11 protein-coding genes are annotated in these 13,209 nt (G+C 59.5%); 5 read left to right on the top strand and 6 right to left on the bottom strand.

Annotation, left to right across the window (positions count from 1 at the left end; genetic code table 11):
* Positions 1–4: 4 nt before the first annotated feature.
* Together RAC79_RS09570 and RAC79_RS09575 are read right to left on the bottom strand one after the other, a co-directional pair.
* Positions 5–1,045: an extracellular solute-binding protein gene (locus tag RAC79_RS09570; RefSeq protein WP_142845388.1), complete on the bottom strand. Its 1,041-nt coding sequence runs from the start codon at positions 1,043–1,045 to the stop codon at positions 5–7.
* Positions 1,046–1,064: 19 nt separating this feature from the next.
* Positions 1,065–2,282: an ABC transporter ATP-binding protein gene (locus RAC79_RS09575; RefSeq protein WP_374996988.1), complete on the bottom strand. Its 1,218-nt coding sequence runs from the start codon at positions 2,280–2,282 to the stop codon at positions 1,065–1,067.
* Positions 2,283–2,812: 530 nt separating this feature from the next.
* On the opposite strand from RAC79_RS09575, the gene RAC79_RS09580 reads away from it, so the two are divergent.
* The 4 genes from RAC79_RS09580 (at position 2,813) to RAC79_RS09595 (ending at position 6,744) form a co-directional block, all read left to right on the top strand.
* Complete coding sequence (locus tag RAC79_RS09580) at positions 2,813–3,748, top strand: ABC transporter substrate-binding protein (RefSeq protein WP_142845386.1); 936 nt, start codon at positions 2,813–2,815, stop codon at positions 3,746–3,748.
* A gap of 3 nt (positions 3,749–3,751) precedes the next feature.
* A complete protein-coding gene (locus RAC79_RS09585; protein ID WP_174040088.1) occupies positions 3,752–4,606 on the top strand; it encodes an amino acid ABC transporter permease in 855 nt (284 codons plus the stop codon).
* A gap of 103 nt (positions 4,607–4,709) precedes the next feature.
* Entirely contained in the window at positions 4,710–5,840 is a 1,131-nt protein-coding gene (locus RAC79_RS09590) for a sugar phosphate isomerase/epimerase family protein (protein WP_174040087.1), read from the top strand.
* A 154-nt stretch (positions 5,841–5,994) separates the two neighbouring features.
* On the top strand, positions 5,995–6,744 hold the full coding sequence (locus RAC79_RS09595; protein WP_065656697.1) for a GntR family transcriptional regulator: 750 nt from the start codon (positions 5,995–5,997) through the stop codon (positions 6,742–6,744).
* 271 nt (positions 6,745–7,015) lie between these two features.
* Here RAC79_RS09595 and soxG read toward each other — a convergent pair whose 3' ends face one another.
* From soxG to RAC79_RS09615, 4 genes are all read right to left on the bottom strand, one after another.
* Positions 7,016–7,564, bottom strand: coding sequence for a sarcosine oxidase subunit gamma family protein (gene soxG, locus RAC79_RS09600; protein ID WP_174040086.1), 549 nt, complete (start codon positions 7,562–7,564; stop codon positions 7,016–7,018).
* Entirely contained in the window at positions 7,557–10,520 is a 2,964-nt protein-coding gene (locus tag RAC79_RS09605) for a sarcosine oxidase subunit alpha (protein ID WP_174040085.1), read from the bottom strand. The genes soxG and RAC79_RS09605 overlap by 8 nt, the downstream gene beginning before the upstream one ends.
* Positions 10,517–10,792, bottom strand: coding sequence for a sarcosine oxidase subunit delta (locus RAC79_RS09610; RefSeq protein ID WP_125144996.1), 276 nt, complete (start codon positions 10,790–10,792; stop codon positions 10,517–10,519). Before RAC79_RS09610 ends, RAC79_RS09605 begins: the two co-directional genes overlap by 4 nt.
* 77 nt (positions 10,793–10,869) lie before the next feature.
* Complete coding sequence (locus RAC79_RS09615) at positions 10,870–12,120, bottom strand: sarcosine oxidase subunit beta family protein (RefSeq protein WP_174040084.1); 1,251 nt, start codon at positions 12,118–12,120, stop codon at positions 10,870–10,872.
* A gap of 89 nt (positions 12,121–12,209) precedes the next feature.
* Here RAC79_RS09615 and RAC79_RS09620 point away from each other — a divergent pair, with 89 nt between their 5' ends.
* Positions 12,210–13,184, top strand: coding sequence for a GlxA family transcriptional regulator (locus RAC79_RS09620; protein WP_174040083.1), 975 nt, complete (start codon positions 12,210–12,212; stop codon positions 13,182–13,184).
* The last annotated feature ends 25 nt before the right edge of the window (positions 13,185–13,209 follow it).

The raw sequence follows: 13,209 nt of genomic DNA on the forward strand, positions 1-13,209 counted from the left end.
TACCTCAACCGGCGACGAGGGCGTCGAACTGGCGGATCCATTCCGGCCGGTTCTTGTTGATGGCAGCCCAGTCAGGATAAACGAGAGAGGCAAGCTGCTCGCGCTTCACATAGGCCTCGATGCCCGGCGTCAGCTCGACCTGCCTGTTCGTCGGGAACATTTCCTGCGGCGGCATCTTCAGCTTGTCCTGCGCGGCCTTGGAAATCGCGGCATCCATATAGGCATAGGCCGCGTCAACGTTCTTGGCGCCCTTGGTCAAATGAATGTTGACTGGCACTGCGGGCGAACCCGTTTCCGGCTGAACGAATTCGGCCTTCAGCCCCATCGCCTTCAACTTCGCGACATTGCCGGTCGAGCACATGAAGACTGCAATTTCACCCTGCTGGAACAGCGTCATCTGGTGGTTCGTGCTGGCCACTACGCCCTTGATTTGCTCCGGGTGTTCCTTGAACAGCTTGAAGACGGCATCCATGTCGGTTGGACCCGAGCCGTAAATCTTGGCGATTTCGGTGTAGGCCATCACGCCCGTGTTGGAGGCGAAGCCGGTCCACGATACAAGCCCTTTGTAAGCCGGGTTTTCAAAGAGATCGCGGTAGCCCTTCGGCGCCGGGACGAGATCGGGGTTATAGGCAATGCCGTTGACCTCGACCGTGACGGTTGGGCCATATTCGCCCTGGAAGGCCGGATCGAGCATTCCCCAATTTTTGAGCTTCGACGGGTCGATCTTCTGGATGAGGTCGTTCTCGACGGCGATGGCCATCTGACCGGGTGACATCAGAAGCGTGTCGTAAGGCGGGTTGCCGGGGCTTGCCATGACCTTGGCGAGTTGGTCCTGTGCCATTGCCGGGGCGACGGTCAGATCGAAACCGGCCTCCTTCACGAGCGGCGTCAGCACCGTGCGATAGCCGTCTTCCCAATTGCCTGGGAAGGTCGCGGCAATCGCCGTGCCACCAGCCGCACGGGCTGCGAAAGGAACGGTCGCTGCCACGGCCGCACCGGCGGCAAGCAGTCCGAAACGGCGTCTTGTGATGTCGAAGTCTTGCATCTGTTCACCTCTGTTGTTGTTATTCACGGAATGCTTCCGGTTCGCTCGGAAAGGCGTGACACCTCATGGTGTCTATCTCGGCAAAGAGCTGTGCTCCCGGCTCGGGAATGAAGGTCGAAGGCCCGCGGACCTCCGAGGAACGAAGGTTTGTCCCGTCTTCGAGAAGGAGATCATGGACAAGGGTAGGCCCAAGCGGCACTGACACGGTCAGTCGCGCCGGCAGGGCCGAGGCGCTCGGCGTGGCGCAGAGACGCACATCTTCGGGTCGGAAGGTGATCGTGACCTTGGAGCCGGTGGTGAAATTCAGACGACGCGGGAGGACGAAGGCCGTGCCATTTGCCAGCGAGATCGTGGTTGCTTCCGTCTCCACGCGGTCCACCGTTCCATGCAACACATTGGCCTGACCGATGAAGGTATTGACGAAGAGGGTCCTCGGCCGGTCATAAACGGCCATCGGCGTATCAATCTGCTCGACATTGCCCTTGTTCATTAGCACCAAGCGTCCAGCGAGGCTCTGCGCCTCCTCCTGGTCGTGCGTGACGATCAGCGTGGTGATGCCAAGCGTCTTCTGCAGATGGAGAAGCTCAACCTGCAGGTCGAAACGCAGTGCACGGTCCAAGGCACCGAACGGTTCGTCGAGAAGCAGAAGCGAAGGCCGTCCGGCAATGGCACGGGCCACCGCGACGCGTTGCTGCTGACCACCGGAGAGCTCACGTGGCAGCCGATGACCAAACCCTTTCAACTGTACGAGCGAGAGCATCTCCTCGACCCGTTCGCGCCGCTCGGAGCGCCCAACCTTCTGGCAAGCCAGCGGATAGGCGATGTTTTCGGCGACCGTCAGGTGTGGAAACAGCGCATAGTTCTGGAAGACCATGCCGATACCGCGCGCACGCGCCGAAACATTGGCAAGGTCCTCGCCACCGAGCTGGATCACGCCGCTTTTCGGCTGGATCAGCCCTGCGATAGCGCGCAGCACCGTGGATTTGCCGCAGCCGCTCGGGCCCAGTAGCGCAACGATCTCACCGGCTTCTATCTCGAAAGAGATGTTGCTGATCGCATTCTGTCCGCCGTAGCTATGGGTCAGGCCACGAACGCTAAGCTGCTTGCCTTCTGCTGCATTCGAGGTCTGCGACATGAATGTCCCCTTGGGTTGCGCCTGCATGGCCGAGGGCGTCGCGCTTGTCGGTCTCAGGCGGAGGTGTGGTCGATCGGCAATTTTGAGTTCGCTTTGGGTCATGGAAACAGCAGTTGCAATTGGTGTGCCAATTGCGCCTTCCATATTCCGGATAAACTGTCAAAGGACTGATTATATTTATTTATTTTTGATTTGTTCATTTTCGTAAGTTCATAATCACATAAAAACGAATTTTCGTGTGAATTCATTAATTGTGCATTCGTGATCGGCGACGGTGATTTGTTGTGCAGGTTTCTGGGTTGCAAGCCATCGAGCCGCGTCAGTTTGCGGCCTTTCGCGAGGATGGCAGTAACGGGACACGCCTGACAGACGATACTATTGTATAATTAAATCAATAATTTAACGATTTTGTTCGTGAGCAAAATGCTCAGGATTAATCGATGGATTATTTTTTCATCAGAATTTGCGAAACTTTATGCGAAAATAAAGTCGCATCGTTATGCGATCTGAGTATTAAAAAAATAAGCAATTAAAAACAGTCATATAGGATCTGATACGTCGAACTGGCATGCTGATTGCTTCGTCCAATCTGAAAATTCACGACGACAGATAATGTGAAGAAGGGGTTCCGCATGCATAGTTTCAAGAAGACTCTCACAGCCGCCCTGGCAGGCGTCGCTCTAGCTCTCCTCGCCTCAACCGCGCAGGCTGCAGAGGGTACGCCCGTGAAGATGGTGCCAGAGGCGGATGTGGCCAAACTTCCAGGCGTCGCCTTCAATCAGCAATTGGCAGATCGCTTGCCCGCCGCGATCAAGGAAAAGAAGGAGCTGAAGGTTGCGACGGATCTGACGCCGCCGATCAGCTTCCAGGACGAGGCCGGCAAGCTGATTGGCATCGATGCCGACCTCGCGGCAGCGCTCGGCGTCATTCTGGGCGTCGATGTGCAGATGACCAATGTCGGCGCGGGCGCAGCCATCGTTCCCGCCGTGCTCTCCAAGCGGTTCGACATGACGCTTTCCGGCATCAATGACGATGTGGAACTGGAAAAGCAGGTCGACGTGATCGACTACATGTATGACGCAACAACCATCATGACGGTCAAGGGCAATCCGCTCGGCATCAAGAACATGGAAGACCTCTGCGGCAAGAAGGTTGCCGTGCCGGTCGGAACCTTCCAGAACAGGCTCGTCGTTGCTGCTTCGGCAAAATGCAAGACCGCGCCCATCGAGATCATGTCCATCCCGAAAATGCCTGACGTCCTGCAGGCCGTGCGAACGGGCCGCGCCGATGCGACCGTCAATGGTTATGCAACGAGCGTCTACACCACCGAAAAGCAGACCGGCAAAGGAGTCGGTTTGCAAGCCTTGCCCGATGTCCGCCTCGCCGTCGGTTATCTTGGCATGCTGGTCTCGAAGGATAATCCAGAGCTCCGGGATGCCTTGATTGCCTCGCTCCAGCACATGGTCGACAGCGGTGCCTATCAGGCCATCATGGAGAAATGGAGCCTTGGCCCGCTTGCCGTGAAGACCGTCAAGTTCAACGATGCTGCCTCCATGCCGGTGGATTGAGCCATGGCACTCTTTGCTCAACCGATCAGTATGACCATCGTGCCTCCAGTCCGCAAGCCGATACGCTGGGGGCAGGTCGCAACCGGTAGTATTGCGATCCTTGTGCTGGCCCTCATGGTCCTGGCTGTCGGGCGAAATCAGAGCGTCCAATGGAGCGAGATCCCGCGCTACATGATCGACCCCGTCATTCTTGGCGGCGTCGTTCTGACGCTCGAATTGACGGCCGGCGCCATGGTCGCCGGCATCGTCATCGGTTGCCTCATCGCCATTATGGCGACGAGCCAGAACCTCGTTCTCAAGGCGATCGCCGTCGCCTTTGTCTGGTGGTTCCGCGGCGTACCGCTGATCGTCCAGATATTCTTCTGGTTCAACATCGCGCTCTTCGTCCCCGAGATCGGATTCGGTTCCTGGTCGGTTTCGGTAAACGACATCGTCACGCCCGCCTTGGCCGGCTTCCTGGCGCTTGGTCTGCACGAGGCGGCGAACATGAGCGAGATCATTCGTGGTGGCTTGACTGCCGTGGATCGGGGACAGCGCGAAGCCGCATCGTCTCTGGGCCTCAGACCATCACAGACTCTGCGAACGGTGGTCCTCCCTCAGGCAATAAGGCTGATCGTCCCGCCGACCGGAAACCAGGCGATCGGCATGCTGAAGGCGAGTGCCATCGTTTCAGTCATCGGGATGCAGGATTTGTTGACACAGGCGCAGGCCATCTATGCCCGCAACTTCCTCGTCATCGAGCTCCTGTGCGTTGCCTCGCTTTGGTATCTCGGGATCACCACGATTGCGTCCATCGGCCAGCACTATCTGGAACGGAAGCTCGCGCCAAAAGGCCGCTCGAACAGAGGCAAAAATTGAGCATGGGGGGCGCCAGCGCGCAGACAATGATGCCAGAAAATCAACCAACCAAGGGATCGTCACCGCAGCGAATCCCATCAGGAAACACCAAGGAGAGACTATTATGAGACTGGGTATCGATAGCCAGAAGCTTCCCGAGTTCGTGAAACGCGGGCCGCTCGCAAGCCTTGACCTTGTCAAGGAGCTTGGCCTTGCGGGCCTGTTCTTCCCGACAATTCTCGACATGAGCCCGACGCTCGACAAGGGTGCCCTTCGCGATATCCGCGAGAAGGCCGATGAACTGGGGCTCTACCTCGAAAGTGGCCTCGGCAAGATCAATCCCTATTGCAGTGCCGAGGCTCCGGAGTTCCGGGCGATCGGCGATGGCGACGTCATTCTGGGCTTTACCCGAATGATCGAGGCAAGCGTTTCCATCGGCTGCCGCGAGCTATGGATCTCGCCGGGCAATTTCAAATCGGAGTATCGTGGCAGGCTGGCAAATGACCGCTTCCGCACCGACGTCACCTGGGAAGAGCAGTTGCTCGCAATCGAGAAGGTCTTGCTGAAGCTTGCTCCCGTAGCGCGCGCCAATGGTGTCCATCTCAATATGGAAACCCATGACGAGATTACGTCCTTCGAAATCCTCAGGCTGATCGAAAAGGTCGGTGAGGATTGCATGGGCGTTGTCTTCGACACGGCGAACGGCCTGCAGCGCGGGGAACATCCGGTTTACGCCGCAAAACGCGTCGCGCCATACGTTCGCCAGACCCATATCAAGGACGCCTATGTGGGCCGCGCTCCGGGCGGCCTCGATTTCCAGACCCGCCCCGTCGGTCGCGGGATCGTTGATTTTGCCACGATCATTCCAATCCTGGCCGTTGCGAACCCTGATCTCAATCTCTCATTGGAGGTTGCCGCCTCCGTCGAAGACAAGCCGCGCAAGGCCAATCCACGTCAGTGCATCGAGATCGACGACCCTGCGTGGCGCGCTGCCCACCCGGACCTCGATGCCGAAGAGCTCGACGCCTATCTTTCCCTCATCAGCGCCTTTGAAAAACGTGTTGCTGCCGGCGAGATCCCGGATTGGGAGACCTATGAGGCGACCAACTACGGCTATCCGTCCTATGAAAAGCAGGCCTATGGCTTCGACGCGGCCATCATCTTCATCCGAAATTCGGCCAGGCATATCGAGACAATCTGCGCCGATAATGGCATCGATCTTTCCCCATCCGTGGCGAAACGGCAGGCGGCCTGATTTCGACTTACGCGATGACGGTGGAGATCTCTGCCGTCATCGTGCAAAACCCAAGATCAAGTGGATTTCCAGCGCGTATCAATGTACGCAACAATATGTGTATGGATGTGATCAGATCGAGCGACCGGCCGCTCGAATGCATGCGGAGCAGGACATGAAGAAGACTCGTCGGCAGACCCCAAAATCCGCCCCCAAGGCGCCGAGCGCAGCCGAAGCGGCAGAAAATGCCAATGACGACGTCTCTGAGCGCATTCGCACGACCCTTGCCACTGCCATCGGCGAAGGCGCGCTGAAACCCGGCACCAAAATCCTCGAAGATGCCATTGCCGACCATTTCGGCGTCAGCCGCACCGTTGTCCGTGGCGCTCTCGGCGTGCTGGAAAGCGACCATCTGCTCGAGCGCAAGCGCAACCGCGGCACCTTCGTCGCAGAGCCGGGCATCGAAGAAGCCAAGGCTTTGTTCGAGGCGCGCCGCAAGATCGAACATGCGATCCTCGACCTCGTAATGTCCCGTGCCACCACCGAACAACTGGATGCGCTGGAAAAGTTGACCGACGAGGAAGAGCACATCCACCACCACGGCGACGAAAAGTCGAAGACGGTGCTTTCCGGAAAATTCCATATTGTTCTGGCGGAGCTTGGCGGCAATGCCGTCATGACCGAAATGCTATCCAAGATCGTCGCGCGCCTTTCCCTCGTCATGGCGCTCTATGAAGAAGACAAGAAGGACGACTGTGGCGCCGACCACCACCGCCTGATCGTTACGGCGCTGAAGGCGAAAGACCTGGCGAAGGCACAGGAGTTGATGGACCACCATCTCGCCGACATCGAGGGGCGCGTTAGGCTGACTGAAGGACAGGGCGATCGGCACACGTTCCTCGCCGTGTTGGAGAACTTTTCATGATGCGCCCAGATAAGAACAAGCCATAGGTATTTCGTTGCGCCCGCCGTGCGACGCGGCGTCAGAAGAGCGGAAATAATTTCCTGCGTGCAGGTGCAGCTCTCTCCGGAAGAGTGAGACGCTGGCTCTCGGGTAAACAAAAGCGTTTCCTGCCGAGAAGGCGTCATAAAAGCGATTCAGTTGCAAACGCCGTTTGCATAAGTTTGGTAATCAGGCACAGCAGATGACGCCATCTGTTTTAGTGGCACCATCGAGCAACGCCTGACCGACGCGATTACTGGAATTCGAGGCTCATCCGGGCAAGATCGTCCCACAGGCTTTCGGCAAAACCGCGCAGCACGATGACTTCGAAGACCTGTCCGTCAAGCCGGGTGAGGTGGGCGGCGATGTGGCCGATCAGCGTCGCGGCGGAATGTCCCACCGGGAATGCTGCGAAAGACAGGTCGACCGCCGTGCCTTTGGCCAGAACCCGCTCGGCCATCTTGCCTTCGATGCGGATGCGAACGCGTCCCTGGCTCTGGTCGACACCCGTTGCCAAAGGCTCGAGCGCTGCAAGAAGCGCCTTCATATCAGCGTGAGACAGGGGGTGTTCACCGACGATGAACAATTGGCCCGGTGAGACCGCGCGTATATCGCCTGTGGCAAGGTCGCGAAGGCGGGCTTCCAAATCTGCTGCGCCGGGTGCGGCCAGAACGTGGATGATCGTGCCTTCCGGCAGGGGACAGAGCTTGATGGCGGTGGAGGCAATCGCTCGCTTTGCGCCCAGCACCGGGCGGAGCGTCGGCCGGAAGTCAGACTGGAGATCAGACTTGAAATCAGACATGGAGTTTCTCGTTTTGAGGATCGACAAAAACCGGGTTGCAAAGGCGGGCTTGGGTAAATTCGTTGCGCAGACCGTTCCAGACCATGATTTCCTCGCCATGCCGCGCAGGGCCATTCTTGACGAGGGCGAGACCGATGGTCGAACCCAGATGCGGTGAGAAGGCGCTGGAGGTCACATAACCCTGATCGTTCTCCAGCGTTGCCGTGGCATTCTTCGCAAGAATATGCGAGCCGGTGCGGAAGGACTGTTTTGGATCAAGCGGCACGACGCCGACGAGGCTCGGGCGGTCGGTGTCGGAAAGCCCCTCGCGCTCCAGCATCCGTCGGCCAATGAAATCGGTCTTCGTGGTGGAGACCATTTTGCCGAAGCCGAGATCGGCGGGCACCACCGTGCCGTTGATTTCATTGTGAGTGACGTGGCCCTTTTCGATGCGCAGCACGCCAAGCGCCTCGACGCCATAGGGCATGATATTCTCCGGCTCGCCGGCTTCCATCAGGGCATCGGCGACGCTCTCGCCGTAGCCGGCCGGGACGGCAAGCTCGTAGGCCAGTTCGCCGGAGAAGGAAATCCGGAACAGGCGTCCATGCAGTTGCCCGCCAAACAAGGAGACTTCCCGGGCTGCAACGAAGGGAAAGGCCTCGTCGGAAATATCTTCATCGACGATCCTCTGAAGAATGGCGCGCGCCTTCGGCCCGGCAATCGCCATCTGCGCCCATTGATCGGTGACGGAGGCAAGCCGCACGTCGAGATCCGGCCAGAGCGCCTGCGCGCAGAATTCAAGATGGTTCATGACGCCCGCCGCATAGGCGGTGGTGGTCGTCATGAAGAAGCGGTTTTCCTCCAGCCGGCTGGTGGTGCCGTCGTCGTAGATCATGCCGTCCTCACGCAGCATCAGGCCATAACGCGCCTTGCCGACCGGCAGTTTGAGGAAAGCGTTGCAATAAACCCGGTTCAGGAATTCGGCGGCGTCGCGGCCGCAAATCTCGATCTTGCCGAGCATCGACACATCGCAGAGCCCGGCATACTTGCGCACATTCAGAACCTCACGGTCGACGCTTTCCCGCCAGCCCCTTTCGCCTTCGCGCGGAAACCAGGAGGAGCGATACCAAAGCCCGGTTTCGACGAAGACGGCCCCGTTTTTCTCGGCCCAACCATGCAGCGGCGATTTGCGCACCGGTTGGAAATGCTGGCCATGATAGGCCCCAGTCAACGCGCCGAAGGAGACGGGCGTATAAAACGGCCGGAACGTCGTGGTGCCGACATCCGCCGGGGAGACGCCGCGCGCTTCGGCCAACAGCCCGATGGCGTTGACATTCGAAAGCTTGCCCTGATCCGTCGCCATGCCGTTCGTGGTGTAGCGTTTGGCGAGTTCGACATGGCCATAACCTTCACGGATGGCGAGGCCGAGATCCTTGCGGTGAACGTCGTTCTGATAATCGACAAAGGCTTTCGCTTTGATGCCGGGGATGGACCATAGCGGTTTTGCAGGCGGGGCTACGATATCGTTTTCCACCGCGCCGAATGTCGGTGCAGCTGATGCAAAGCCGAGCTCTTGCGCCAAGGCCGCGCCCTTCCGCGCGCCATCCTCAAGGCAGGCGGCGATACCGTTTATTGCGGAAACCGCGCCGGCGAGTTCCAGCCCCTTGAGATTGCCGGGCGCCAGGAAAGCGGCATCGTCTTCCGACCAGACCGGCTTGCCGCCGCGATGGCAGGCGAGATGGATGATGGGGCTGAAGCCGCCCGACATGGCCAGCGCATCGACATTCAGGTTCTCAGCCTGGCCATTCGCATAAATCTCGATGGCGGAAAGCGACTTGCCGCCCTTGGCATTGGAGACGACACCACCTTTGATGACGCGCGCTTTGCCTTCGTAGCCCGGATTGCCCTGCTCACGGCTGTCGATGATGGCGGCCAGAGCGACGCCCTGCGCCTCCAGATCGCGGGCGAGCGCATAACCGCTGTCATTGGTGGTGAAAATTGCCGTCGCCGTGCCGGGGCTGACGGCATATCGATTGAGATAGCTGCGCATGGCGCCCGCCATCATCACGCCGGGAACATCGTTGCCGCCGAAGACCAGCGGTCGTTCTTCCGCGCCAGTGGCAAGCAGCGCCCGCTTGGCGACGATGCGCCACAGGCGCTCCACGGGCACATGGGCTTTCGGATCTGGCAGATGTTTCTGCACCCGCTCCACCGCGCCGAAGACATTGCCGTCATACCAGCCGAAAGCCGTGGTTCGCGTCAGCACCGTCACATTCGGCAGGGTTTCGAGCTCGGCAACGCATTGCGCTGCGAAATCCGGAGCGCTCTTGCCGCCGATGGCTGCCGTTTCGGAAAGAAGCCCACCGCCCGCCACGGAATGTTCATCGACAATGATGACGCGCGCGCCGGCGCGTCCTGCGGCAAGCGCTGCCGCCAGACCCGCCGCGCCGGAGCCGATCACCAGCAGGTCGCAATGCGCCCAGCATTTGTCATAGGCATCCGGATCCGCCTCGTAGCTCGCCTTGCCGAGGCCGGCGGCTTTGCGGATGAAGGGCTCATAAACCTTTTCCCAGAAGGCGGCAGGCCACATGAAAGTCTTGTAGTAGAACCCCGCACCGAGGAAGGGAGACAGAAGGCCGGTCAAGGCGCCGATATCGAAATCGAGAGAGGGCCAGCGGTTCTGGCTGTTGGCTTCCAGCCCGGCATAAAGCTCCTGCATGGTGGCGCGGGTGTTCGGCTCCGTGCGCCCGCCGCGGCCAATGGTTATCAGCGCGTTCGGCTCGGCTGCACCCGCCGTCAATATGCCGCGCGGGCGGTGGTATTTGAAACTGCGACCGACGAGTTTCTGGCCGTTGGCGAGCAGGGCGGAGGCGAGGCTGTCGCCTTCAAAGCCTGACATCGGCTTGCCGTCGAAGGTGAAGGAAAGCGGTTTGGAACGGTCGATCAGACCGCCGGTCTTCAGGCGGTTGGCACTCATGCGTTTGTCACTTTCGTCTTGTCGGCGGCGTCGCGGCAGGCGGATATCTCATGGGTGGCGGTATCGCGGGCGACGACCAGCCAGCGGCGGCAGCCGGATGTGTGATGCCAATATTCCTCATAGGCTCCGCGCGGATTGTCGCGCAGATATACATAATCGAACCATTCCTCCGCGCCGGCATCGGCGGCGGGCCTTTGAAGGGCTGCGCCCTTGATGATGAATTCTTCCCTGGGTCTTGGCCCGCAATGCGGGCAGGGCACGAGACTTGCCATTTCAGATGTCCTTGATCCGCCAGATAGCGGGATGGCGAAAACTGTGAGCGGTTTTCGCCTGAAATCCCGCTACAGATTTAGTGAAGGTTAGGCTGGGCGCCCTGGCCCTTTTCATCGATGAGATAACCGCGCCGGAAGCGATCCAGCCGGAAGGCCGTTGCCGTTTCCTGCGGTGCGCCGCGCGCCAGAAGATGGGCGAAGCAGAAACCGGAAGCGGGCGTCGCCTTGAAGCCGCCATAACACCAGCCGGAATTCAGGTAGAGATTGTCGATCGGGGTCTGGTCGATGATCGGCGAACCATCCATCGACATATCCATGATGCCGCCCCAGGACCGCAGCACCCGGACGCGCGAGAGCGCTGGTATCATCGCCTTGCCTGCCTCCGCGACATGTTCGACCGTCGCCAGATTGCCGCGCTGGGCATAGGAGTTGTAGCCGTCTATGTCGCCGCCGAAGACGAGGCCACCCTTGTCCGATTGCGAGACGTAAAAATGGCCGGCCCCGAAGGTGACGACGCCATCGATGAAGGGCTTCAGCCCTTCAGACACGAAAGCCTGCAGCACATGGCTTTCGATCGGCAGTTTCAGCCCGGCCATGGCGGCCACCTGCGAGGAATTGCCGGCTGCCGCGAGCGCCAGCTTGCCGCAGCCGATGAAGCCCTTGGCGGTCTCCACACCCACGACCCTCCCGTTTTCGCGGCGAATGCCGGTTACCTCGCAGCCCTGAATGATATCGACACCGCGGCTGTCTGCGCCGCGCGCATAACCCCAGGCGACGGCATCGTGACGCACAGTGCCGCCGCGTCTTTGCAGCAGGCCGCCCTGCACCGGAAAGCGGGCATTGTCGAAATCGAGAAACGGCAGCATGGCCTTCACTGCGGCGCGATCCAGCAATTCGGCATCGACGCCGTGCAGCCGCATGGCGTTGCCGCGCCTTGTATAGGCATCGCGCTGTGCGTCCGAATGATAGAGGTTCAGCACGCCGCGCTGGGAAACCATGGCGTTGAAATTGAAATCCTGCTCCAGCCCTTCCCACAGCTTCATCGAAAGCTCGTAGAAGGGATTGTTACCCGGCAGCAGATAATTGGAGCGAATGATCGTGGTGTTACGGCCGACATTACCGGAGCCGATGTAGTTTTTTTCCAGCACCGCGACATTGGTGACGCCGAATTCTTTCGCAAGATAATAGGCCGTCGCCAACCCGTGTCCGCCGCCGCCAACGATGATGACGTCATAATGCGGTTTCGGAGACACCTCCCGCCAGGCGGGTTTCCACGCCTTGTTGCCGAAAAGGCCGTTCTTGAAAATGGAAAAGGCGGAATAGCGCATCTGCGTACCTCGAACGATATCGCGCAAGCTTACCGGCGTCGTTCGAAAGGGAATTGCAAATAAGGGACATAATGATTTAAAAAAGAGACATGACGACCATCGAGCAGAAGAATGTCCAGCGCATTGGTTTCATCCTGGTTCCGAATTTCGCGCTGATGTCTTACGCCTCGGCGGCGGAGCCATTGCGCGCCGCCAATCTGATCGCCGGAACCGATCTCTACGATGTGGTTCAGCTTTCTTTCGATGGCGAGGCTGTCAGAAGTTCTTCCGGCATCATTGTCGGCTGCGAGGCACTCGCCACCGCAGGCGGGAGATGCCACACGATCTTCGTCTGCGCAGGGGGCGGGCCGCAGGACTGGACCGTTGCGGAAAATTCCTACGGCACGTTAAGGCGGCTGGCGCGGCAGGGTGTCCGGATCGGGGGCATTTCCAGCGGCGCTTATGTGCTGGCGGCGGCGGGATTGCTGGAAAACCGCGATTTCACCATTCACTGGGAGCATGCGCCGGTGCTGAAAGAGGCCTTCGACCATCTGACGCCCCGGCAGGCGCGGTTTGTTTTCGACGGGGACCGCATCACCTGCGCCGGCGGCGTCGCGCCCCTCGACATGATGCATGCGATGATTTCGCAGAGAATGGGCGCTCATTTCGCACGGCGTGTCAGCGACTGGTATCTGCACACGGCCGTGGCCGAACCCGGCGCGCCGCAAAGGGGTTCCGCCGCCGAGCGTCATGGCACCAACCATCCGGCCCTGCTGGCCGTGCTGGAAAAAATGGAAACGACCATTGAAAGCCCGCTCGACCGGCAGACCATGGCGAAACTGGCGGGAACCAGCGCGCGCCACCTCGACCGGCTTTTCGCAACCCATCTGAAAACGACATTTCTGGAAACATACCGCGCGATCCGTCTCGATCACGCCCGGCGGCTGCTGGAGCAAAGCCCGCTCTCCATTGCCGAAGTGGCCTTCGCCACCGGCTTCTCGAGCGCCGGGCATTTTTCCGGAAGCTTCAAGGCCCGGTTCGGCCACACCCCAAATACACTGCGGCAAAGATTTCCTCCGAATTAAAATAGTTTTCCTGTAAGGAAGGGAA

The sequence above is a fragment of the Agrobacterium sp. LR_9 genome, assembly GCF_041954855.1.
In the GTDB taxonomy this organism is placed as follows: domain Bacteria; phylum Pseudomonadota; class Alphaproteobacteria; order Rhizobiales; family Rhizobiaceae; genus Agrobacterium; species Agrobacterium leguminum.